The sequence below is a fragment of the Microbulbifer mixtoriginis (SeqCode) genome, assembly GCF_052467945.1.
The window spans coordinates 4,302,369-4,327,290 of sequence record NZ_CP174328.1; the positions used below are offsets into that span (position 1 = coordinate 4,302,369).

17 protein-coding genes and 1 tRNA gene are annotated in these 24,922 nt (G+C 50.9%); 11 read left to right on the top strand and 7 right to left on the bottom strand.

Annotation, left to right across the window (positions count from 1 at the left end):
- Positions 1-8: 8 nt before the first annotated feature.
- Genes hppD through ACJJIJ_RS18750 form a run of 3 tightly spaced genes read left to right on the top strand, consistent with a single transcriptional unit; the run spans position 9 to position 2,668 of the window.
- Positions 9-1,088, top strand: coding sequence for a 4-hydroxyphenylpyruvate dioxygenase (gene hppD / locus ACJJIJ_RS18740; protein ID WP_444887697.1), 1,080 nt, complete (start codon positions 9-11; stop codon positions 1,086-1,088).
- Between the two features lie 15 nt (positions 1,089-1,103).
- Complete coding sequence (locus ACJJIJ_RS18745) at positions 1,104-1,664, top strand: VOC family protein (RefSeq protein WP_444887698.1); 561 nt, start codon at positions 1,104-1,106, stop codon at positions 1,662-1,664.
- On the top strand, positions 1,661-2,668 hold the full coding sequence (locus ACJJIJ_RS18750; RefSeq protein ID WP_444938131.1) for a fumarylacetoacetate hydrolase family protein: 1,008 nt from the start codon (positions 1,661-1,663) through the stop codon (positions 2,666-2,668). The genes ACJJIJ_RS18745 and ACJJIJ_RS18750 overlap by 4 nt, the downstream gene beginning before the upstream one ends.
- Before the next feature lie 94 nt (positions 2,669-2,762).
- Here ACJJIJ_RS18750 and ACJJIJ_RS18755 read toward each other — a convergent pair whose 3' ends face one another.
- Positions 2,763-3,620: a carbon-nitrogen hydrolase family protein gene (locus tag ACJJIJ_RS18755; protein ID WP_444887700.1), complete on the bottom strand. Its 858-nt coding sequence runs from the start codon at positions 3,618-3,620 to the stop codon at positions 2,763-2,765.
- Positions 3,621-4,262: 642 nt separating this feature from the next.
- Between ACJJIJ_RS18755 and ACJJIJ_RS18760 the strand changes: the two genes are divergently transcribed.
- Together ACJJIJ_RS18760 and ACJJIJ_RS18765 are read left to right on the top strand one after the other, a co-directional pair.
- On the top strand, positions 4,263-5,000 hold the full coding sequence (locus ACJJIJ_RS18760) for a YopT-type cysteine protease domain-containing protein (protein WP_444938132.1): 738 nt from the start codon (positions 4,263-4,265) through the stop codon (positions 4,998-5,000).
- Positions 5,001-5,229: 229 nt separating this feature from the next.
- Positions 5,230-7,014, top strand: a complete 1,785-nt coding sequence (locus tag ACJJIJ_RS18765; protein ID WP_444938133.1) for a DUF885 domain-containing protein — start codon at positions 5,230-5,232, stop codon at positions 7,012-7,014.
- A 106-nt stretch (positions 7,015-7,120) separates the two neighbouring features.
- On the opposite strand, the gene ACJJIJ_RS18770 is transcribed toward ACJJIJ_RS18765, so the two are convergent.
- The 3 genes from ACJJIJ_RS18770 to rtcR all read right to left on the bottom strand — a co-directional run bounded on the left by ACJJIJ_RS18770 (position 7,121) and on the right by rtcR (position 11,183).
- A complete protein-coding gene (locus ACJJIJ_RS18770) occupies positions 7,121-7,900 on the bottom strand; it encodes a TSUP family transporter (RefSeq protein WP_444938134.1) in 780 nt (259 codons plus the stop codon).
- A gap of 133 nt (positions 7,901-8,033) precedes the next feature.
- Entirely contained in the window at positions 8,034-9,524 is a 1,491-nt protein-coding gene (locus ACJJIJ_RS18775) for a C13 family peptidase (RefSeq protein WP_444938135.1), read from the bottom strand.
- 60 nt (positions 9,525-9,584) lie between these two features.
- Positions 9,585-11,183 (bottom strand): RNA repair transcriptional activator RtcR, encoded by a 1,599-nt coding sequence (gene rtcR / locus ACJJIJ_RS18780; RefSeq protein ID WP_444938136.1) that lies wholly within the window; start codon positions 11,181-11,183, stop codon positions 9,585-9,587.
- A gap of 229 nt (positions 11,184-11,412) precedes the next feature.
- Between rtcR and ACJJIJ_RS18785 the strand changes: the two genes are divergently transcribed.
- From ACJJIJ_RS18785 to ACJJIJ_RS18805, 5 genes are all read left to right on the top strand, one after another.
- Positions 11,413-12,642: an RtcB family protein gene (locus tag ACJJIJ_RS18785; RefSeq protein ID WP_444938137.1), complete on the top strand. Its 1,230-nt coding sequence runs from the start codon at positions 11,413-11,415 to the stop codon at positions 12,640-12,642.
- Positions 12,643-12,826: 184 nt separating this feature from the next.
- Positions 12,827-12,895 (top strand) — tRNA-OTHER (locus tag ACJJIJ_RS18790).
- A gap of 374 nt (positions 12,896-13,269) precedes the next feature.
- Complete coding sequence (locus ACJJIJ_RS18795; protein WP_252084088.1) at positions 13,270-14,430, top strand: slipin family protein; 1,161 nt, start codon at positions 13,270-13,272, stop codon at positions 14,428-14,430.
- A 394-nt stretch (positions 14,431-14,824) separates the two neighbouring features.
- Positions 14,825-15,709: a helix-turn-helix domain-containing protein gene (locus ACJJIJ_RS18800; RefSeq protein ID WP_252084089.1), complete on the top strand. Its 885-nt coding sequence runs from the start codon at positions 14,825-14,827 to the stop codon at positions 15,707-15,709.
- Between the two features lie 66 nt (positions 15,710-15,775).
- Complete coding sequence (locus ACJJIJ_RS18805; RefSeq protein WP_252084090.1) at positions 15,776-17,176, top strand: amidase; 1,401 nt, start codon at positions 15,776-15,778, stop codon at positions 17,174-17,176.
- Between the two features lie 242 nt (positions 17,177-17,418).
- Here ACJJIJ_RS18805 and ACJJIJ_RS18810 read toward each other — a convergent pair whose 3' ends face one another.
- The 3 genes from ACJJIJ_RS18810 to ACJJIJ_RS18820 form a co-directional block, all read right to left on the bottom strand.
- A complete protein-coding gene (locus ACJJIJ_RS18810) occupies positions 17,419-17,862 on the bottom strand; it encodes an SRPBCC family protein (protein ID WP_252084091.1) in 444 nt (147 codons plus the stop codon).
- A 54-nt stretch (positions 17,863-17,916) separates the two neighbouring features.
- On the bottom strand, positions 17,917-18,591 hold the full coding sequence (locus ACJJIJ_RS18815) for a CHRD domain-containing protein (protein ID WP_444899344.1): 675 nt from the start codon (positions 18,589-18,591) through the stop codon (positions 17,917-17,919).
- Positions 18,592-18,981: 390 nt separating this feature from the next.
- Positions 18,982-20,832, bottom strand: coding sequence for a histidine kinase (locus tag ACJJIJ_RS18820; RefSeq protein ID WP_444883367.1), 1,851 nt, complete (start codon positions 20,830-20,832; stop codon positions 18,982-18,984).
- 317 nt (positions 20,833-21,149) lie between these two features.
- On the opposite strand from ACJJIJ_RS18820, the gene ACJJIJ_RS18825 reads away from it, so the two are divergent.
- Positions 21,150-24,920, top strand: a complete 3,771-nt coding sequence (locus ACJJIJ_RS18825) for a nitrate reductase subunit alpha (RefSeq protein WP_444938138.1) — start codon at positions 21,150-21,152, stop codon at positions 24,918-24,920.
- Positions 24,921-24,922: the final 2 nt, after the last annotated feature.

Genomic DNA, 24,922 nt, shown 5'->3' on the forward strand with positions numbered 1-24,922 from the left:
AGGACTGCATGGCCGACTTATTTGAGAACCCGATGGGTTTGGATGGCTTCGAATTTGTAGAATTCACTGCGCCGGAGAAAGGCATTCTCGAGACTGTGTTTAGCGCCATGGGCTTTACTAAGGTGGCCAGCCACCGCTCTAAAGCCGTGGAGTTGTGGCGCCAGGGTGATATCAACTTTGTCACCAACTACGAGCCCGACAGCCACGCCTACTACTATGCCCAGGAGCATGGTCCCTCTGCCTGTGGCTTAGCCTTCCGGGTGAAAGATGCCAAGTTTGCCTACGAAGAAGCTCTGCGCAAGGGCGCTCAACCGGTAGATGTACAGACAGGCCCTATGGAGCTGAAACTGCCGGCTATCAAGGGTATCGGTGGTGCGACTCTGTACCTGATCGACCGCTACGAAGATGGTGAGTCCATCTACGATATCGACTTTATCTGGGAAGAGGGCGTTGACCGTCGTCCGGAAGGTTGCGGCTTCCACACTCTGGATCACCTCACCCACAACGTGTATCGCGGCCGCATGGATTACTGGGCCAAGTACTACGAAGATCTGTTTAATTTCCGCGAGATCCGTTACTTCGACATTAAAGGCGAATACACCGGCCTGCTGTCCAAGGCGATGACTGCACCGGATGGCAAGATCCGTATTCCGCTGAACGAAGAAGCAGCTGGTGGCGGCGGCCAGATCGAAGAGTTCCTGATGAAGTACAACGGCGAGGGTATCCAGCATATCGCCTTTGCTTGTGATGACTTAATTGCCTGCTGGGATCGCCTGAAAGAGCGCGGTATGGAGTTTATGACCCCGCCGCCGGACACTTACTACGAAATGCTGGAAGAGCGCCTGCCAGGGCACGGCGAACCTACCGAGGAATTCCAAAGCCGCGGCATCCTGTTGGATGGCACCACTGAGGGCGGTCAGCCGCGTCTGCTGCTGCAAATTTTCTCTGCCAATATGCTCGGCCCGGTATTCTTTGAATTTATCCAGCGCAAGGAAGACGAAGGGTTCGGTGAGGGCAACTTCAAAGCCCTGTTTGAATCCATTGAGCGCGACCAGCTCAAGCGTGGCGTCATTAAAGAAAAGGAATAACAATCGGAGGCTTCAATGGGCATTAAGCGCATTCACCACGTGGCGTATCGCTGCAGGGACGCCAAGGAGACGGTGGAATTCTACCGCGATCTTCTCGGTATGGACTTCCAGCTGGCCATTGCCGAAAACGAGGTACCCTCAACCGGTGAGCCGGACCCTTACATGCACGTCTTTATGGACGCGGGTATGGGGAATGTGCTTGCCTTCTTCGAAATTCCCAACTCCCCGGAGATGGGGCGCGATGAGAACACACCCAAATGGGTGCAGCATATCGCTTTCGAAGTGGAGTCCATGGAAGAAATGCTCGCGACCAAAGCGCGACTGGAAGCGGCGGGGGTCGACGTACTCGGCCCTACCAATCACACTATCTTCCAGTCGATTTACTTCTTCGACCCCAACGGCCATCGTATCGAGCTGGCCGCTAATACCGCCAAGCCTGGTATGCACAAAGAGCTGAAGCGGGTTGCTGAGGATATGTTGGAAGAGTGGTCGCGTACTAAAAAAGCCCCAAGGCACGCCGCCTGGATGCATGGGGAAGAAGAATTTGTGGAAAAAACTGAAGGGGAGGCACAGTGAAGTTAGCCAGCCTTAAATCCGGCCGCGATGGCCAACTGGTTGTTGTTAGCGATGATCTTACCCGTATGGTGCCGGCCGGCGATATTGCCCCCACCATGCAGAGTGCGTTGGACAATTGGGCAGCCGTCAATGGTGAGCTGGAGAAGCTGCACGAGCGTTTGCACAACGGCGAGATTGCTGGTGAGCCATTCGATCAGAGCCTGTGTGCATCGCCTCTACCGCGCGCTTATCACTGGGCCGATGGCAGTGCCTATGTGAACCATGTTGAGTTGGTGCGCAAAGCCCGTGGTGCCGAGGTGCCTGAGAGCTTTTATAGCGATCCGCTGATGTACCAGGGGGGCTCCGATACCTTCCTGGCCCCGCGCGAGCCGGTGACCATGCCGCAAAGTGAGGGCTTTGGTATCGATTTCGAGGCGGAAATCGCCGTAATCACTGACGATGTACCCATGGGATTATCCGCCGAGGATGCGCTCTCCCATATCAAATTGGTAATGTTGGTGAATGACGTTTCCCTGCGTGGATTGATTCCTGCGGAGTTGGCTAAAGGTTTTGGCTTCTACCAGTCCAAACCCTCCAGTGCTTTCTCACCGGTATGCGTAACTCCAGAGCAGCTGGGTGAAAACTGGCGTGAGGGCAAATTGCACCTGCCACTGGTCTCACAACTGAACGGTGAGAAGTTTGGTGAGCCCAATGCTGGTGTGGATATGACCTTCCACTTTGGCCAGTTGATCGCCCACGCGGCGAAGACCCGCCCACTCTGTGCGGGTACTATTATCGGTTCCGGTACCGTATCCAATAAGCTGGATGGCGGTCCCGGCAAACCGGTAGCAGAGGGTGGAGTTGGCTACAGCTGCATCGCTGAGATCCGCATGATCGAAACCATCCAGAATGGTTCACCTAGTACACCGTTTATGGATTTCGGCAACACTATCGCTATCGAGATGTTCGATGGTGAAGGTCAGTCTATTTTTGGGCGTATCGAGCAGACAGTGGAGAAGGTTTAATATCACCTTTTTGCCACAGTTTATGTCGTAAAAAAGGGGCAACCGTTAGGTGGCCCTTTTTTATTTAGACACCTTTTATTTAGATTGCTTTTAGTTAGACCCCAAGCCGACGCATGGAAAGTAATGGCATTTGCCGCCGTATATTGGCCAACTTTTCAGCTTCCAGTGTGGCAGTGATGACTGCTTCACCCTCGCCGGCTTCGGCCAGAATTTCACCCCAGGGATCAATAATCGCGGAATGTCCCCAGGTACGTCTTTTCTCCGAGTGGGTCCCCCCCTGATTGGCTGCAATTACAAAGCAGCCGTTCTCAATCGCACGTGCCTGCAACAGGGTCATCCAGTGTGCCCGCCCTGTGGTGTGGGTAAATGCCGCAGGCACCAAAAAAATCTCAGCACTGGCTATGGCTAGCTGGCGGTAGAGTTCGGGAAAGCGCAGATCAAAACAGATACTGAGCCCCAGAGCCCCCCAGGGCGATGTCGCCACACAGGGCTCGTTGCCGGGTTCAATACTGGCGGATTCACGATAGCTGCCGGTAGCGTCCTCAACTTCCACATCAAATAAATGTATTTTGTCGTAGCGAGCCAGCAAAGCGCCTTGATCGTCGAATAGCAGGCACGCTGAGCGGCTGCGCTTCCCCTCAGTAGGGCTACCGTCGGCTCGCTCCAGTAAGGGTATCGAGCCTGCGACCAGCCAGATACCCAGCTCCTCTGCCCAATTTGCAAGGGCGTGTTGAATGGGTTGTCTATCTGCGTTGGCTTTACCAGAAATGCAAAAAGGTTCGGCCACGGAAAAACTACCTTTATCCGAGAAATGCGCAAAGTTTTCCGGCAGTAGTATCAGTTGCGCGCCGTGCCCGGCAGCTTCCACAAGTAGTTTGTAGGCCTGTGAGAGATTATTTGTAACGCTCTCGCCACTGACCATTTGCACTGCTGCAACACAAAGGCTTTTCACTAAGGGTCTCCTTTTTCTCCAGTTTTATTACGGAGTATTGATAAAGCTAAAACCTGATAATGAGAATGAAATGTAACAGAATGATAATTCGCACTTTGCTAGCCCCACTTATCTTGAGGCGAACTTTGGATAGGGTGAACCCCATATTGGTTTAACAAGCTCTTTTTAGTGTAGGTCCAGTTTCGTAGGGGGATGGCTACTGAAAGTTCTCAATAGTTTTCTGCAAAAATTTCCCTCTCCATTTTTTCTTTATACTTTTTAAGCAATTAAAAAACTGGGTGGTTTTGTATATGGTCTTAGCAGAAATGGTAATTCCGAGGGAAAGCCCTACCAATTAAAATTTCAGCAGTAATTTTTAAAATCTTACTATCTGTTTTTATCGTGGTTGAACAAAAAAATACCACTATAGCCAATAAAATTTGGCCAGCACCACTTAAAACCTCCCTTCAAAATAAGCATTTATGCGGCCTGGAAAAAGAGTGCCAGAGTCGATTTAAAAAGCTTTTCTATTTCCTGTTGGCGCTGAAACTTTTCTGCTTCAATGCCGGCCCAATCTGATAAGTGGCGTAGAAAAATTCCACGAAATTTTTAAAAGGGATTTTAAAAGCGCTTTTCTTGCCTAGTAGAAGTGAGAGAATAAAAATGCCTATTTGGGTCGACAAAACCATTCTTACCGTAACTGGTACACGTGTACAGCCCGTGCAACAGGCGGTGCCCAGATACAATGGAGTAATTGTCAAGGACTTTAGCCAATGCTTCGATCCGGTGAAGGGGTTGATCACCATGCATGAAGATACTGCTGGTGGTGTGTGTGAATCCCTCTCGGCTTTTTGGATAAAGTATCACTCTGAAGGCGGTACTTTGTGGAGTTGGTTATACCCCAATAACACGCTCGATGAGCGCCATCTCTATCATGTGATGACTTTACAACAGGCAGGCATGCACGATGATCAGGATCGGATTACCGAAGCTTGGTTGGGGGTGCAAAACCTGTATCCTGTCAGTCAGAATATTTTTGGGGGGGCTTTCCCCAATGGGCGTGGTGGTAATACGATTCGTGGTATTAATAATCCGCGTAGAGCCAATGGGCAGAGCGGTTTGTTCTCTCCCAATGCCTTGGCTCGGGAAATTATTCTCGATCAAACGGGCGGAGCGGGCTGCTATAAAAAAATCAGCCTGGATGGCACTTTCGCCGGTCACACCATGGCTGCCTGGGTAGCGCAAGACATCGCCTTCTTTGATCCGAACTTTGGCGAATTCTGGTTTGAATCCCGCGCTTCTTTCTTTAATTGGTTTACCCAATCCTTCTGGTATCAGTCCATGTATTCCGCCGGTTTGAGTGGTGGCTTTGCTATTCGCTCTTATGCGCGCAGGGGCTAATTAGTCACCGATAGTGTGGGAGTTGCAGCCACTGCGGCTCCCACAGTCCTCTCAATTCACACCCTTTTATGTAATCAATCTTCAACCACCTCGTCCTCAAGTCACGAACTATCTCGGTTTCAGAGTCACGGAAAACAATCTTGCAGTGTGTCACTCATGTTAAGGTTGGCCGATCATAACGAATATCAATTTCGATGAGCATAAACTTAGCGATTAAATGGAGAGCAGCGTGAAATCCGGCAAGGCCCTGGCAAAACACTTTAAGCGGCTATCTGGCGTTATCTTGGCCACTTGTGTACTAACCCCAGTATCTTGGGCCACAACGGCAACAGAACAGCTCCAGGATGTGATCGAAGACCACTGGCAGTATCGTCTGCGCGAGGATCCAATTACTGCGGGACGTATGGGGGTGTCGGACTATAACCGTCAGTTGCCGGGGGTGACTGCTGAGGATAGAGCGCGTCGGTTGAAGTCCGAGCAAGAATTGCTGCAGCGCTTGCAAACGATAGACGCTAGTGAATTAGCGGATTCGGACAAGGTTAATCGGGAGTTGCTCACCTGGGTACTGGAAAACTCCATCGAGGCCAATCAGTTATTCTTGAAGCGTATACCGCTCAATACCTTCTCTAGTTTTTTCGGCACGGCCCTGGATGCGCATAGTGGCCTGGCGATGGCCAGCGTTGCGGATTATGAGGATTACATCGCTCGTATCCGCGAGTTTGGCCGCTTCTTCGATGAGAATATTGCCAATATGCGCGAGGGTATTCGCACAGGTTTTGTTTTGCCCAAAATAGTGGTGCAAGGCATAGCCCCTACGGTGCGAGCCCAGGTTTATAAAGACCCAACTAAAAGCAGCTTGTATAAGCCATTTGCGGAGATGCCTGCTGCAATTACTACTGAAGAGCAGCAGCGCCTGCGCAATGCCGGCAAAGAAGCCATTGAACAGGTCGCTATTCCGGCTTTTGACCGTGTAGCAAACTTCCTGGAAGGGGATTACCTGAAAGCCGCCAGTGAGACCCTTGGGGCTGAACAGCTGCGTGGTGGTAAGGATTACTATCGCTACAACATCGGCTATTACGTCACCTTGGATATGGATCCAACGGAAATTCACCGCACAGGTTTGGCCGAGGTGAAGCGTATTCGTGCGGAAATGGAAGCGTTAATAAAGGAATCTGGTTTTAAAGGTAGCTTTGCGGAATTTACTCACTTTCTGCGTACGGACCCCCAGTTCTATGCCAAAACGCCGGAAGAGCTGCTAAAGGAGACTGCCTATATCTCTAAGCGAATCGACTATGTGTTGCCGCAGTTCTTTAATCTGCTGCCACGCACCCCCTATGGCGTCGTTCCGGTACCCAGCGAAATCGCGCCCAACTACACCACGGCCTCCTATAATCCTGCCGCTATCGGTGGCACCCGTGGTGGGGCCTATTGGCTGAATACACACGGCCTGGATCAGCGCCCCTTATATGAACTGCCTGCACTGACTTTACACGAGGCGGTACCCGGTCATCACTTGCAAGGTGCTTTGTCTCAGGAACTGGAGAATGTACCGGACTTCCGCCGAGAACTTTACTTAAGTGCTTTTGGTGAAGGATGGGCGCTTTACTCCGAGCGCCTTGGCAAGGAGATGGGCTTATATACAACGCCTTATGAACACTTTGGTCGTCTCAGCTATGAAATGTGGCGTGCGGCACGTTTGGTGATCGATACCGGTATTCACTCTCAGGGCTGGACTCGCCAGCAGGCGCTCGATTTCCTCTCCAGTAATACCTCGCTATCTCCCGCGAATGTACGCGCAGAAGTGGATCGTTATATATCCTGGCCGGGCCAAGCCCTCTCTTACAAAATGGGAGAAATTAAGATCCGCCAGTTACGCGCTCAAGCGGAAAAGGAGTTGGGAGAAAAATTTGATCTGCGTGCTTTCCACGATGCACTGTTAAAAAATGGAGCCCTACCGCTTTCCATGTTGGAAGAGCAGATGCAACGGTTTATTGCGGAGCAGAAAGCCTCTTAAAGTGTCTTGTTTTGCAATCCCGCTCTTCATTGTTAGGGCGGGATTGCCAGAATAAGCCAGCGTATAACCGGCAAATTATTGATACAAGCGGTAAAGCAGCTTGTTTTCAGATAAAACCTATCCATCCCATAGCGTGTGCGTATTTTATTAGCATTCCGCTACACATCAGTACGACTACTCCTCTCAAATAGGTGGGGTTGATTTTAAAAAGGCAGTGTGACCCTATCCATGCACCTATGACTTGTCCAGCCATCATCAGGATACCTATAACCCACACCACTTGCCCTGCAACTAAAAAGACCAATAAAGAGGCTACGTTGGTGGAGAAGTTAAGAGGCTTTGCCATTGCGGTGGCTGTCAATAAATCTTGTCCTCGGCAAGCAATGCCCGACAAAGTGAAAAATGACCCAGTCCCAGGCCCAAACATGCCGTCGTAGTATCCAATAAATGGAATTACCCCATATTGATATTTCTTGCTAGATAATTTTGGTTCATCATTATTCTGGGCTATAGCCGGAGAAATCAGAAAGTAAATAGCAATAAATAACAGTACTATAGGGATGACAAAAGATAAGATGTCAGTATTGATAAGTTGTATGGCTATGGTTCCAATAGCGGCTCCAATAAAGGCGGATAGCATCAACCTCTTAATCCCATCCCAGCTTATTTTTTTACCCCTAATCATCATATAAGTGGCTGTTGCTGTACCGATACTGCCTTGTAATTTATTGGTACCTAAGGCAGATAGTGGTGGAACACCGCTTAAGATTAAGGCCGGAACGGTTATCAGGCCGCCGCCACCTGCTAATGTGTCGAGTAGGCCGGCAATAATAGCAACGAAAAATAAGATAAGTAATAACTCTGTAGAGAAGCTAGCGAAATCCAAAAAGATACCTCCTTTCGCTTACTGTTAGATTTATTAGCTAATAAAGCCTGAATATTTTTTACAGGAAGAAGCATTTATAGATTCCCCGCCAAACTAATAAGAAATAACTTATTTCTGACGAGGAAATACCCATCTAATTTGCTTTCTCTTTCCCCTGCCACCACATCAGGAAGTCCTCTCCCACTGAATACTGGGGCAGAGAGTGACGGCTTCTGCTAATTTCCTGCTCCTGCTCCATTTCGGTTACTTTTAATTTTGTAGCTTCAAACCAGGCTTCAGGATTGTCTACACCTCGGTTAAGGGCCTCACCGTAAAGGGCTGAGCTAAACCAGGTGCGCTGAGAGTCGTCACTGCAACCAAAGGAGCTACGGTCGGCAGCGGCTGAAGTAAAGATTACTCTGTTGGGGTTATTTAAAGCTTCTATCCACTGTCCGGAAAAGCAAGCCGAAATTATGATCCATTGGTGCTGAGCGTTAATATTGTCTAACCACTGTTGCCCATCTTTTAGAGATAGGTCGTTAAGTGGTATTTCACCTTCGGCAATTTTGAAGTCTCCATTGCGAGCACCATGGCTTACAAGGTGCACCAGAAGCAGATCTTCTTTGGGGTCCATCAGTTGATCTAAGGCAGTTAGACTTTCCTGGATACTGGTTCGAGTGGCCAAGGGAAAACCGTAACCGCCACCGTTACTAAGGCGCAGCAGTCGCTGGTCGATATCAAAAGCTTCATCAAGGCGTTCTGCCACCCACTCCAGCTCCCTTGCAAATACCGGAGAGGTACCATCACCACCTACTAGTAGTGTGTAAATATCACGGATGCCGGGTCTTTGTGGGGGCAGTGCGTTTATAGCGTTTCGTAAGCGTTCACTCTCACTGTAGAGGCGGGTTTCCGCTTGGGCGGCGGGTATATTCGCCAGTGCGCGCCAAGCAGCTTCGCTAGGGTAATAAATACCTTCGGAGAAATAGCCAGGTTTCTCGATAATGTTGCCTTCAGCATCCGTACTAATTTGTTTACCTTCCCCCTCAGCTTCCCCATAGCTGAATGTGGCATGGATCACAGTGCCGTCAGGCTGAGTGAGTTCACCCTCGCCAGAGTATGAGCCGTACTCAAAGCCGCCGGTATAACGATAGCCATCGCTATCCGAGTAGTTGCCTTGTATTAAATAGCCGTTTTCAAAAGTGCCCTGATAAAGGCTGCCATCATCGGTACTGAGTTTGCCTTCGCCATGAGGGTCAAAAGCCAAAAATTCGCCATTGTAAATGTCACCGTCATCCCAATTTAACGTACCGTTTTTTAGCTCCCCTTCAAGGAATTCACCTATCCACACAGTTCCATTGCAGGTATAGCGACCTTTGCCGTGGGGCTCCCCATTGAGAAACTCGCCTTCATAAGTACAACCATCATTTCCGGTTAATACGCCTTCGCCCGTCATGCGGCCTTCTCGAAAGTTTCCACGATAAAGGCTGCCATTGGGCCATTCGAGTTGGCCCTGCCCATGAAACAGGCCGTTTAACATATCGCCTTTGTATACCGAGCCATCTGGCAAGGCGGTTCCGCCTGCAAACTGAGTTGGCTCGCAGGCACTGAGTAAAAAAATAAGCGGGAAAAAGTAGATAGATCTCATTCCATGATCCAGCATCAGGGTTTAGGAATGAGACTAACAAAAAATGGTGCCAGGCGGTCTCTATGTTTCATTCAGTTGGTCGAATTTAAGACCGTATTTATCTAAAAGTTGGCGTATCCGGTGAGAGTCGTTATTGGATTTTTTTGCTGTGCGGCTCACTTGAAACAGTTTGCGCCCGGCTGCCGCCATAGAGTTGGACTCCTCACAAACTTGAATCAGTCCCGCCAGCTTGATCTGCTCGTAGTAATCCATCTGTTCGATGCGGTCACGGCCCAACAACATTTCAATACGGGCAAAGGGCAGTGATGACTTACTCTGTGGGCTTTGCCACTTAATCTGTAATCTGTGAATTTCCTCCTCCACTACCTGGGTCGTGATACGCCCGCCGTCGGCGAGGGTGCCCATGCGCAGGATACTGGCGTTAAGATCGCGAAAGTTCGCTGACCAGCTGGCCTCTACCGAGCGGCCAAAGTTCAGGTACCTCTCCCGCGCCGCTTTATTGAAGCTCACCAGGTGGCCAGATTTTGTGGAGAAGGCTTCAAGCTCAAAGTCGATATTGGGTTCCAGGTCTTCAATACGCTCACGCAGAGAGGGTAGGCGGTAGGTCCATAAGTCGATACGGGCCAGCAGGTCTGCACGAAACTTACCCTCGCGACTGAGCTGTACTAGATCCCGGTTGGTGCCAGCGATCAGCTGAAAGTGACTGCTCACTTCTTTATCTGAGCCAAAGGGCATAAAGCGCTTGTGCTCTATGGCCCGCAGTAGCATTGCCTGTTCGTCCAGTCCCAACTCGCCAATCTCATCCAGAAATAGCAGACCCTTATCCGCCTCCATTAATAGCCCAGGGCGGTGTGTGGTGGCACCGGTAAAGGCCCCTTTGCGGTGGCCGAATAGGGCGGACATGGCATTCTCACCGCGTAGGGTGGCGCAGTTTACTGCTACCAGGCCTCCTTCCAATTTTCCGCGTTGTTTACGTAACTCATAGACACGCTGGGCCAGCTGGGATTTTCCTGCCCCCGTCGGTCCTGTAATGAGAATGGGCGCATCGGAGCGAATAGAGACCTGCTCTAACTGCTCGATCATCTGGTTAAAGGCCTGGTTGTTGGTTTCGATACCGCCTTTCAGGTAGGTAGTGCCCTCCTGGTGTTCTCGCTGGAAACGTGAGGCAATCTGGTCGTACTTGGATAGATCCAAGTCGATAATCTGGTACTGACCCGGCAAATTACTGTTTTTCTGTGCAGGAGAAGTTTGCAGCAGGCGCCCAGGGAAATAACCGGCCTCTGTGAGCAGGTAGAGACAGATCTGGGCCACGTGGGTGCCAGTTGTGATATGTACCAGGTATTGCTCCTGATCCGGCTTAAAAGCGTAATCGCGGGCGAAATCCAGCAGGTTGCTGTACACACTCTCGAAATCCCAGGGGTCATTGAAGTTGACCCGGTGATGGACCACGTTGGTTTCAGGGGAAATGCATGCAATGTCCTCAGTGACCTGGTCTGCCAGGTTTTTCGAGTGGTTGTCGAAAAGGAGCTCCAGCCGATCGATCAGCAGGTCATCGTGCTGGCACATAGAGATATTGGGGCGCCACTTGTCCCAACGCTTGTCATTTTTACCGCGCCGGTCTTTAGTCGTGCCGAGAATACTGATAGCTACTGTTTTCATACTATCTAAAATAATAAATAGCTATCTTAAAAGATAGATTTTATAAACATCGTACTGGGCTAACCATCCCTTAGAATGCTACCTATAAAATAATTTTTTCTTAAAAAACAATGAGTTACAGAAATTTGGAAAGTTTCTGCAAAAGTTGGCACTCAATTCGCTATATCAATGGCAAAAGAAGCGCGTGAAGTGGTAACGCGGTTTCATGAGATTCTTAAAGGAGCGAGAGATGAAGCCATTGCCGTATGAAGTGATGCAGGCAGGTGGGGTACCGATTAAGTCCTGGACCTTAGGTGTGCCCTTTGAAGAAGAAGCCAGGGCTCAGCTTAAAAATATTTCGCAGTTGCCTTTTATCCACAAGTGGGTGGCGGCAATGCCCGATGTACACCTGGGCAAAGGCGCCACCATTGGCAGTGTGGTACCCACCCTGGGAGCGGTAATCCCCGCAGCTGTGGGTGTGGATATTGGCTGTGGCATGATGGCAGTCCGCACCAGCCTCACTGCAGCACAGCTGCCAGATAACCTGGCGGGCGTCCGCAGTGCCATTGAGCGCGCCGTGCCCCACGGCCGCACTGGTCGGCACCGGGGTAGGGGTCGGGATAAGGGTGCCTGGGAGAATCCGCCGGACGATGCACTTGCCGGCTGGGCGCCGTTGGCAGCGCAGTTTGAGGTGCTGAAAGAGAAGCACCCAGTATTGAAAAATACCAATAACATCAATCACTTGGGAACGCTTGGTACCGGTAATCACTTTATTGAGATGTGCCTGGATGAGCAAGGCAGCGTGTGGCTGATGTTGCACAGCGGCTCTCGTGGTGTGGGTAACCGTATTGGTACCTACTTTATCGAAAAGGCCAAGCGGGATATGGAACGCTGGCATATCCACTTGCCCGATAGTGACTTGGCCTATTTCCCCGAGGGTAGCGAGCATTTCGATGACTATGTGCGGGCGGTGGAGTGGGCGCAGGAATTTGCTCGCATCAATCGTGAAGTCATGATGGTACGCACTATTGGCGCGGTGAAGCAGGCACTAGGTATGGATTTTGAGGCGCGCATGGAGGCGGTAAACTGCCATCACAATTACGTTTCCCGCGAACAACACTATGGCAAGGAGGTACTGGTAACGCGCAAGGGCGCTGTAAGGGCGCGTGTTGATGAAATGGGCATTATTCCCGGAAGTATGGGGGCCAAGTCTTTTATTGTGCGGGGGTTAGGAAACGAGGAAAGCTTCTGCAGCTGTAGCCATGGTGCCGGGCGGGTGATGTCCCGCACCAAGGCGAAAAAACTGGTATCCCTGGAAGAGCATCGCGCGGCTACTGTCGACGTGGAATGCCGTAAAGATGAAGGTGTGATCGACGAAACCCCATCGGCCTACAAACCTATTGAGAAGGTTATGGCAGCACAAAAAGACTTGGTGGAAATCGTTTACACCCTCAAGCAGGTAGTCTGTGTCAAAGGATAGTTAGCACCGGCCAGGGATAAGGCGTTTAATAGTGAGGAATGTCGGAAGTTATGCCTAAAGGGCAGGCTCTCCGCAAGCAAGTTTGAATGTTTGTGTTCCAGTCAGCGGAGCCGGTTCTGTATGCCGGCCTGGCACCCCCGACGCTGGCGGTAGGTGTACCCACTGGGGCAATCTTCAAACGCCTACTTTGTAGCTCAATTGGTAGAGCAACCGTTAAATCGGTTTGTTACAGGTTCGATTCCTGTCAAAGTCACGTCGCCTGGAAAGCGACTTTAAGGGAAGGCGAGAGCCTGGGGTTCGAGTCCCCACAAAGAAGCCCTCTTTGTTGAAATCTATCCGGGGCCTACAGTGCCTTATGGTTTCGGTTATTGGGAATTGCAGCAATAGCTAGCCATAAAGGCACGCCGGCGGCAGTGTCGCCTTGCGTGGGTTTACGCTGTGTGTGTGGATTACAGCATTCGCATTGATTCTATTTTGGCCAAGGATGTTGGCTTCGTTACCCAGGATGGGTGCAAGAAGAATTTTGCAGAACCGCTGTATTTTGCACCCTCTGTGTATAAGCGTTGGGCCACTCTGAGATCAAGTGGGCCCCACCCTAAAGGAATAAAATGATAAGAGATCGGAGAAATGAAGTCTCTCTTTAAAATATGGAAGATTGTCAATGTGGCTGATAACGAGCGAGCACTACTGTTTCGCCGCAGCCGATTTGAAAGGGTGCTGCCACCAGGGCGTCACCGTATTTGGCTGCTCTCAGGTGATGTACGGGTGGAGACCTATGATATTACTGAGGTGGTTTTTGATGCGATTAAAGCAAAATTCCTGCTGAATACTTATAGCGAAGTGTTAGGTGAATATTTGCAGTCCTACGAATTGTCTGATCAACAAGTCGGACTTTTCTATCGGGATGGTAACCTGGTAGATATCCTTCCCCCTGGTTCATACCGGGCCGTATGGAAAGGAGGGGAAACCGTTCGTGTAGGTATTGTGGATATTTCCAGGGAATACACCATTGATGACAATGTACTGGGGCTTCTCGGTCGCGGTGCCTGCGCAAGCCAAATACGCATCGCTGCTCAGGCAGTAAGCTATAACGAAGTCCCCGATGAGCATGTGGGTCTTTTAGTTGTCAATGGAAAGTTGGAGAAAGCGCTGCAGCCGGGTCGTTATGGATTTTGGAAATACAATCGCTCTATCGCAGTGAAATTGATAGATATGCGCCTGCAAACTATTGAAGTGAGTGGCCAGGAAATTCTAACCAAAGATAGAGTTAGCCTGCGTATCAACTTAAGTGGCAGTTTCAAGATTACAGATCCACAGCGGGTGGCATTGAAGCTCAGTGATTATAAAAACCATATTTATCGTGAATTACAACTAAGTTTGCGTGAAGCGGTGGGTACCCAGACTCTGGATAGCTTATTAGCAGATAAAGATCGACTGAATATTGTTATTGCAACGGCTATCCATAAAAAACTAGCGCATTATGGTATCGAGATTGTCAGTGTCGGAGTGAAAGATATTATCTTACCAGGCGACATGAAGATGATTCTTAATCAGGTAGTGGAAGCTCAGAAGGAGTCTGAAGCGAATTTAATAAAGCGTCGTGAAGAGACCCAGGCTATGCGTTCCCTGCATAACACTGCCAAGATGATGGATAACAATCCTACATTACTGCGTCTAAAAGAATTGGAATCCTTAGAAAAAGTCAGTACACGCATCGATAAAATATCAGTTTATGGCGGCCTAGAAGGCGTGCTTAATGATTTGGTGAAGCTGCGTCCAACAGCTTAAGGTAGCAAGCTACCAAGTAAGCTTTGAGTTTTAAGGACTTAGGCAGTGACTAAGATAGACGGTGCTCAGGGGAAGGGCTGCAGACAGATTTTGCGGACTTTCCTTACTTTGTCCTTATGACTGGGAATGCCGGTTCTTATTAAAACTATTCGTGCAGGCCGTAAAAGTCTGGCCTTTCAAATCGTATTGTCACCGCTATTGTTGACCAGTGGAGTAAGCAAATTATGCTTTGAACACTGTGTCTACAATAAAAAAACCATTTTAGATTTTTCCAAATAGAATTTTTTGTCGACGTTAATACGTATGGGTGCAGGAAAATAAGCTGGACGAAGATATAAATACTGGCTGTAGATTTTTCATGAGAAATCGGTTCAAGGGTAATTAAAATAATCCGATGAAAAAGTTGGATAAAAATAGAACGAAAGTAACTCAAGCAGCGCAGTTAATTGAGGAAAACCTTCATAGAAATTTGAAAGTTACCGATATTGCTAATCATGTTCATCTGTCGCCTTTTCATTTTCAACGATTGTTTTTTGCCTATATGGGAGAACCTGTGAATCGCTATATTGCGGTGCGCCGTCTGGAGACCGCAGCATTGGAACTCACCAACACTCCAAACGTCAACTTACTGCAGCTTGCACTTAATTGCGGTTTTCAAACCCATAGCGCGTTTTCTCGGGCATTCAAAAAACAGTTCGGAATAAGCCCCTCTGCTTTTCGCAACTCTCCCGAAGCCGCAGAAACAGGGGTGCAACAGGGCCGCCCGTATTTGATCAATCAGCCGCCGCGCCAGGTGATTGAGCCAGTCGAGATCGTCACTCTACGACCATTTTATTTTCGGTTTCAGCAGTCGAGAGGAACCTATGAAGGCCAATTTTTCCACAAGAGTGATTTAGATATTGGTGCATATTTTTTAGCGCTACTGAAAGAGATAGTGCCGCCGGATCAATTCTTGATGAGCTGTTTTCCTAACACCCCCCAGATGCTCAATGATGATACCGTTACAGTTTGGTACGGTGGAGCCTACTCAGAACGCCCGAACAACAACAAAAGCTATAATTGGCACATGTTCGACGCTGGAACATGGGCGGTCTTTGAACACTGGGGGGATTACAAATTCCTCTACCAAACTTGGAACCAGATTTATCGCAACTGGCTTGCTCAGACAGCCTATAGGCTACGTGATGAATTTCCGTTCGAAGCTTATTCGGGAACACCGAACTACATCGACCCAGCAAAACAACTCACTCGTATTTATATTCCACTCAGAAAAGCATGATAGGAACAGCAGGTTTCCACTTTACTTGCTAAATTCGTCCGGAACAAAATTGTTCGGGATTAAGCCATGCAACTTCATCAATACCCAGCCACCCAGATTTGTGCAGCCTTGTCGGCAGGGGATATCCAGGCCAAAGAGGTAATACACCACCAGCTAGAACGTATACAGCGCCTCAACCCGGTGATCAATGCCGTTGTAACACTTAATGAAAACCAGCCTACAAGTAACATGCGTCCGTTGGCGGGTTTGCCCATCACCCTGAAGGATCAAATTTACTATCGAGGGATGGCCTGCACATTCGGGTCGGAACGTTACAAGGGGTTCCACCCTACCCAAACCGCATCTGCCGTGGAACGACTGCTGAATGCTGGTGCACAGGTTATGGGTAAAACGAACCTCCCGCCCCTCTCGATGGACTTTCAGTGCAGTAATACTCTATTTGGCACCACTAACAACCCTTGGAATTTAGAATACACACCGGGGGGGAGTAGTGGTGGCGGCGCAGCTGCGATAGCGGCGGGGATGAGCTTTGTCGATATTGGTACAGACTTGAGTGGGTCTTTGCGTATCCCCGCCTCATTTTGTGGTGTGTTTAGCCTTTTGCCGAGCGAGGATGCCATTCCCATTGATGGGACTATGCCAAACGAGGCTGCACCGCTGAAGCATTTTGCGCGCATGGGGCCGATTGCCAGAACTTGCGATGACTTGGACCTGGTATGGACACATATGAATAACCAGCCAGACGTTGGGCAGAAAGAGTTTAAAATGCCAAAGGTCAACTGGAGTGTCGATAGCGGCGGGATTGAAGTTTGTAAGAGCATCGTTAAATGTTTTGAAAGTGCGAAAAACGCTTGGGAAGAATCTGGGGTTCACGTAGTACAGGCTCAACCAAAAGATTTCGATTTTAAACGGGCACGTCGTGCATTTGGTGAAATTATGGGGTTTGAAACAAGCGCTTTAATGTCGGCGCCTGTACGTTTTCTTTCCAGCATTCTTGGGCGTGCAAGCGCGCGCCGTTCACCAGAATTTATCGCGAATGTCATGCTTGGTTATCGCCACAATAAAAGCCGCCTTAGCAATGCAATTGATGAAAAAAAGATATTGTCTGGTGCTATTGATGCCTTTTTGACTGATAACAGTGTATGGGTGTTGCCCGTTACGGCGACTTCGGTGTTTAAGCATATGGCACCAACCAGCGATCGCAATGGTGTGCGTGATTACGCCCTCCCTATGTACATCAATGAGCAACCGGTAAATTATTTTGATGCGATGGCAGCCTTTACAACGCCGATTTCACTTACGGGTCATCCAGTTGTGACCTTACCAATAGGATTTGATGGAAACGGGCTTCCGATCGGAGCACAGCTGATCGGCCTTAAAGGCCAAGAGAAAGAGCTTATCGAAACTGCGAAACGCTTACATAACATTCTGAAACCACACCAGTGTCCCATGTTTACGAATGGCTAATAGTGGTTTCTTTGTGTCAGTTAATCGGTGTTGCTATCAGTTTTTGGTAAGAGGATGAGGGTTAGTGGCGAGAGGTAGTCGGTAAAAATTGAAAAAATATGTGCCAACAGTAGGTAAAAGGGCATTGAGATGCCCTACATCTTTAGGCATTCATTGCCCTAAGTTAATATTCTATTGCAACGGTAACGGCAGAATTCACCAGATTTTTTGTGAAATCTGTCCTTATAGGGCCGTCTATATCGCTAGTAGCTGTTTGGCTTGCCGGCCCCATCTTTGAGGTAATCCTGAAGACTTTCCTGCAGGTAATAATCCCAGCCACTTTTACACATATCCCAACATTTCATTTCTGGAGATAGACCAATATGGGTAAATTTAATCAGAGTTCCCGTATTCTCCTCAGAAAATTCGAAACGCAGAGTACTGCCTTTCCACTCCTCGGGGTCATCTACGTTATCGGAAACCATATTGGATTCAGTACATTCAAGCTCAATCAATTTCTCGGGCTTCAATATTTTGGCGCGAAAGACCCAGTAAGATTGACCTTTGAAACCGGTTTTGGCGATGTCGCCGACCTTTAGGAAGGGTGCGCTTACCGGAGTCCACCACTGGGACATTTTTTCGGTTACTGCCTTGTAAGCATCTTCCCGGGAGCTTGGGCTAAAAAATGATGTAGTGTAGTTGGACATCACCGTTCTCCATAGGGTCATCGAAGCTGGGTCTGGAAGGCATTGCCAAGAATGCTATTTACCTTTCATTAGCAATCCAGAGATTTCACCCTTGGGGTCTAGTTTGCTGTGCATATTAATAAAGACCTTTCCATCCATTAGCGCTTTTCGATAAGGCTCTTCCACCATCCATTTACCCATAATAAATCCACTGGTGCCCTCGGAGCATTTCTTTTCCAGTCCGTGTTTATCCTTATCGGTTTTGGTCTTGGGCCAATCGGGAACCATGCCGGGGTTTGTCGGCATTCCACAGATAGTTTGGATAATCGGACCGCTCGCTTTGCCGGGCTTGCAGATAGGCGGCTCTTTGCCATCGCCAGCGCATTGCATATGGAAATGCGACATGGCTACCCCACCGGGTGATAGATCGCTGTAGCCAACCATAAAACTCAGCATATGTGTCTGGTTGTTGTAGGCGCCAATAAAGAAGCCACCCGCATCTTTAGGGGTTTGTGGATTTACCTTTTTACCGAGCATATTTTCGTTAGCGGTGGTCAGGTCAGCCTTAAAAATGGTAAACCGCTTGTCATCTCCGGCATCGGACCAGGCTTTCTCGCCAGATCCATGTTTGGCAGTTGGTGAGTCTTTTTCTTTTTTATTGTGGTTATCTGCAGTGGTGAAAGTGGAATAGGCCAGTAAAAACATCGCCATTATTAAATAAGCGATTTTGGGTAATGAACTGAGTTTCATAAACCTCTCCTCTATATTGAGTCGATCTTGTTATTACCTATACGAGAAATTTAATGCCAGACGCTTAATAGCACTCATATTCACTATGAAGAATGGTGTAGATCATGGATGGCTGGCGATAACTACTTGTAGCATATGTGCTTGGTTCTGGCCGCTTAGGGCCAATTTTGGAGACAGTATTTTTTACTGGGTATCTTGGGGAATAAAGGAATTCGTGGAAACGGGATATCCGGCTTCAAATGAAGCGATGGGTATAGGGAGGATGCAGCCAGAAAAAAATTAGGGTTATCGAAAAAAATTATTAACGTGCATTTTCGCTAAATTTAAAATACTGGATACAGTGATTGCTCATCCGTACCCAGTGACTCTGTTATCGAGGATGGGGCGCTATTATCCCGCATCCTTCCAAACCAATTCCCGCTCCCGGGCATAAAGGGGAATAAAGTTAAATTGTACCTCTGTGCCCCCCTGCGTACGCCGCTGAATATTCAATTTTCCATTCAGATTACTGGCGCGCTCCTGCATGATTGACATACCGAAGTGGTTGCGTTTTTCCGGTGCGTTGCTGATACCCACACCGTTGTCGCGGATGCGCACATTGAGCGATTGGTTATTAGCCTGAATCATGCTGATTTGCACCATATCGCCCTGAGAGTGGTATACGGCATTCTGGGTAGCTTCGCGTACCAGCTGCAGCAGATGGATTTCCTCGTGGGGAGTGAGCGGCACTTCATTGAGGTGATAGTCGAGCAAAATAGTGATCTGCGGGTGTTGTTCGCGATAGGCGAGGATGGATTGCTCGAGGATATTGCGTAGGCCGCCAGGGCCTATCTGCAGCCTGAAGGTGGTGAGCAGTTCGCGCAGCTGGCGATAGGAGGAGTCCAATCCCTCTTTTAGCTCGGTAATAATCTCCTTCACCTTGGACTTATCCACCTGCTCGCTGCGATTGGCGCGATTGAGCCTAGTGACTTGGATTTTCAGGTAGGACAGCGATTGGGCCAGGGAGTCGTGCAATTCCCGCGCGATGATCGCGCGCTCATCCAGAAGGGCAACGCGGCGCTCTTGGGCCTCGCGCTCGTTGATGGCAATGGCGGCGGTGACGCTGTCGGCAAAGGTGGCCAGGCGCTGTTGCTGTTCCTCATCGAGGCTGTTGCCTCTGGGCAGAGTACACATCAGTACGCCGTAATTGCGCTTATCCACTTCCAGGGGGAAGCGGTACACGCGGAACTCTCCCTCATCGGAGGGACCGCATGTGCTCACGCAAACACGACAGTCACTGCCGCTGCACTGGCTGTTGCCAAACCCCTGTACCAGATGTTCGTAGGGGGCTTCGCCTTCGGGTGTCATCAGGCACAGGTCCAGGTTGTTCAAGTCGGCGACATTGGCGAACTCGCCCAGCCATTGCCCCAGCTCGGACCCGGCCAGGGGCCCCTCGCTAATACGCCGTGCCAGTCGGTATTGGAAATCCAGTGCCTCGTGGCTCTTCTGTAGCTGGGCGGTTTTTTGTTCGACGCGGTGGGCCAGGTCACGATGGGTTGCGTGAATCTCGTCGCTCATATAATTGATGGTGCGTGCCAGAACCCCCAACTCGTCTTCGCTGTCGATCTCCAGGCGATTTTGGTTGAAGTTCCCCTGGGCGATGCTCATTGAGCGGCTGATGAGTTGCTTCAACGGTTGCTCCACGGAGCGATGGAGTATGTACAGGGACAGGTAAACAAGCGCCACTATGGCGAACAGGGAAGCCACCTGTACCAGGCGCAGCAGGCTGATTTTTTCCTCGGCGATGGTTTGATAGTCCAGTACCAGGGTGTCTACATCGTGAATAAATGGTTCCAGGTGGGTGGCCAACTGCAGGGAATCCATGCTGGTGCGGCCGGCGGCAATGGATTCCAACAGTGGTCGAATCTCTTCCTCCCAACTGCCGATCACCTTGCGGTAGTTGTGCGCCGCGCGCAGGTTATCGCTGGCACTGAAGTCGGAAATACTCAATACCCGGCTCAGGCGCGAAGTCACTTCGTTCGATAGTGTGGCGGTGGCTTCCAAATCACCAGAGGGTGCTGTCGCTGCGAGCCGGTAGCTCATAGCACGCAGGGAACCGGCCAGGTTCACTGCGGCGGCATCGTTTTCCGCGGCGTCAGAGATAATGTAAGAGGCCACCATGGAGCTCAGCGCGACTAACACTGTGAGCAGCATCAGGGTGCCGATTCGATAGACGATGGACTGTCGGATTCGATTCAACATATCAGTTCACTTCGATCTCGGGCCGCTGTTGGATAGCCTCTATTGTGCCGCTTACAAGCGCTCAAATTTGTGAGTACCACCAAAGAGTGCCAGTTTTGCACAAAATTTAACCTATTGCCTGTGTTTTAAATACCGCCTAAGTCATTACGGGACTTACGCCCAACCTCAACCATTAACTGGCGCCATTTTCTTACCTACTCATGGGTAGCTCAGCGCTTTTCTACCCCTTTTTGGTCAGGTGATCCTCTTTTACAGCGCTTTTATATTCCCAGCTAAACCGATGCTTTAACCGCATTTCGATGCCCTGGGAGTACCGCATGAGCCATTTCCTGGACCGACTGAAATATCTGAAGAAACAAAAAGAGCCTTTTTCCGGAGGACATGGGGAAAAGACCAACGACGACCGCAGCTGGGAAGACGGCTATCGTCGCCGCTGGCAGTTCGACAAGATTGTGCGCTCCACCCACGGGGTGAACTGCACCGGCTCTTGCAGCTGGAAGATCTACGTCAAAGACGGCTTGGTCACCTGGGAGACCCAGCAGACCGACTACCCGCGCACCCGCCCGGACCTGCCCAATCATGAGCCCCGAGGCTGCCCCCGTGGCGCAAGCTACTCCTGGTATATGTACTCGGCCAACCGCCTCAAGTACCCGAAGATCCGCAAGCGCCTGGTAAAACTCTGGCGCGAAGCCAAGTTGAGACACAGCGACCCTGTGGATGCCTGGGCCAGCATTGTCGAGGACCCGGCCAAGGCCAGGTCCTACAAAGAGCGCCGCGGTATGGGCGGATTTGTGCGGATCAAATGGGATGAAGCCAATGAGCTGATCGCCGCTGCCAATGTATACACCACCAAGAAATACGGACCCGACCGGGTAACCGGCTTCTCGCCGATTCCCGCCATGTCCATGGTGTCCTACGCCGCCGGTGCCCGCTACCTGTCATTGATTGGCGGCAACTGCCTGAGCTTCTACGACTGGTACTGCGACCTGCCGCCCGCCTCTCCACAGATTTGGGGCGAGCAGACCGACGTGCCCGAGTCTGCCGACTGGTACAACTCCAACTACCTGATCGTGTGGGGTTCCAATGTGCCGCAGACCCGTACCCCGGATGCGCACTTCCTCAGCGAGGTGCGTTACAAGGGTGCCAAGACCTGCGTAATCACTTCCGATTACTCCGAGTGTTCCAAGTTTGGCGACACCTGGCTGGCACCACGTCAGGGTACCGATGCAGCCCTGGCGATGGCCTTTGGCCACGTGATTTTGAAAGAATTCCACGTCGACAAGCCCAGCGCCTACTTCACCGAATATGTGCGCACCACCACCGATATGCCGATGCTGGTGACCTTGGAAGAGCGCGACGGCAAGATGGTACAGGGCCGCTTCCTGCGCGCCTCCGATCTGGCAGATAACCTCGGCCAGGACAACAACCCAGAGTGGAAGACTATCGCCGTCAACCATGATGGCCAGCTGGTGTCACCCCAGGGTTCCGTAGGTTATCGCTGGGGAGAGCCATCAGCGAAAGATGGGCGCGGTAAGTGGAACATCGAACAGCGCGATGGCCTTACAGGTGAAGAAGTAAAGCTGAAACTCAGCCTGAAAGACTGCGCCGATGAAATCGCCCAGGTGGCCTTCCCTTACTTCGGTGGCCAGACACATGAACACGACTACTTCCAGCACACCGACCACAGCGATGTGATCGACTACAAGGTGCCGGTGAAGTTTGTGCAGAACAAAGACGGCGAGGTGCTCAAGGTTGCCAGCGTCTACGACCTGACCCTGGCCAACTACGGCGTCGAACACGGCCTCGACGATCCCAACTGTGCGCACAGTTACGACGAAGACAAGCCCTACACACCCGCCTGGCAGGAAAAGATTACCGGCTGTCGCCGCGAGAACGTTATCCAGGTAGCACGCGAGTTTGCCAACACTGCCGACAAAACCCGTGGACGCTCCATGGTGATTGTGGGTGCCGCCCTCAACCACTGGTACCACATGGATATGAACTACCGCGGCCTCATCAATATGTTGATGATGTGCGGTTGTATCGGCCAGAGTGGCGGTGGCTGGGCCCACTATGTAGGGCAGGAAAAACTGCGCCCGCAAACCGGCTGGACCCCGCTCGCTTTCGGTCTCGACTGGCAGCGCCCGCCGCGCCATATGAACGGCACCTCCTTCTTCTACAACCACGCCAGCCAATGGCGCTACGAGAAGTTGGAGATGGACGAAGTGGTTTCGCCATTGGCCGACAAGAGCAAGTGGCAGGCTTCCATTATCGATTACAACAGCCGCGCCGAGCGTATGGGCTGGCTGCCCTCTGCACCGCAGCTGGGTATGAACCCACTGCAACTGACCAAAGATGCCGCCGCTGCGGGTATGTCCGCCAAGGATTACACCGTACAGCAACTCAAGCGCGGCGCGCTTAAGTTCGCCAACCAGGACCCGGATAATCCGCAGAACTACCCGCGTAACATGTTCATCTGGCGCTCCAACCTGCTGGGTTCCTCCGGTAAGGGCCACGAGTATATGCTGCGCCACCTGCTCGGCACCAAGCACGGCCTGATGGGTAAGGACCTGGGTGAAGCCGGCGGCAAGAAACCGGAAGATGTGGCCTGGCACGATACCCCCAGTGAGGGCAAAGTCGATCTATTGGTGACACTGGACTTCCGTATGTCCACCACCTGTCTCTACTCCGACATCGTGCTGCCAACGGCCACCTGGTATGAGAAGGACGATCTCAATACCTCCGATATGCACCCCTTTATCCACCCGCTCACCAAAGCGGTGGATCCGGCCTGGGAAGCGCGCAGCGACTGGGACATCTTCAAAGGTGTGGCGAAGAAATTCTCCGAACTCACCGACGGCCATCTGGGGGTGGAAAAGGATCTGGTAACCCTGCCAATCCACCACGATACCCCCACCGAAATCGCCCAGCCCTTTGGGGTGAAGGCCTGGTGGAAGGGCGAGTGCGACCTGATCCCCGGCGTTACCGCGCCGAGCATGATCGAGGTGGAGCGCGACTATCCCAACACCTACAACCGCTTTACCTCTATCGGCCCATTGCTGGAAAAACTCGGCAACGGCGGTAAGGGCATCAGCTGGAATACCGATGACGAGGTGGACTTCCTCAAGAAGCTCAACCGCACTTGGAATGATGAAAGCGCCCGCGATGGCCGCGCCCGTATCGACAGCGCCGTCGATGCTGCCGAGATGATCCTGTCTCTGGCCCCTGAAACCAATGGACAGGTAGCGGTGAAGGCCTGGGAAGCCTTGGGCAAGATTACCGGTCGCGATCACACCCACCTGGCCAAGCCCAAGGAAGACGAGAAGATACGTTTCGCCGATATCGTGGCGCAGCCCCGCAAGATCATCTCCTCACCCACCTGGTCCGGCCTGGAAGATGAGCATGTGAGCTACAACGCCGGCTACACCAATGTGCACGAGCTGATTCCCTGGCGCACCATCACCGGCCGCCAGCAGTTCTACCAGGATCACGAGTGGATGCGCGACTTCGGCGAGACCATGTGTGTGTACAAGCCGCCCATCAACCTGAAGACCGTACAGCCGGTGCTGAACCAGAAGCCTAACGGCAACAAGGAGATCCTGTTGAACTGGATCACCCCGCACCAGAAGTGGGGCATCCACAGCACCTACTCCGACAACCTGTTGATGCTCACCCTGTCTCGCGGTGGCCCCATCGTGTGGATGAGTGAGAACGACGCCAAGCTGGCGGGTATTGAAGACAACGACTGGATCGAAATCTTCAACGTCAACGGCGCCATTGCTGCTCGTGCGGTGGTGTCCCAGCGGGTGCCAGACGGCATGGCGATGATGTACCACGCCCAGGAGCGCATCGTGAATACACCGGGAGCGGAAACCACCGGCACCCGCGGCGGTATCCACAACTCCGTAACCCGCGCGGTGATGAAACCCACCCATATGATCGGCGGCTACGCACAGCAGTCCTACGGCTTCAACTACTACGGCACTGTGGGCTGTAACCGGGATGAGTTTGTGGTGGTAAGAAAAATGAACAAGGTCGACTGGCTGGATGGCGAAGACGTCAAAGAGCCGACCCGAGAGGAGGTGTAACA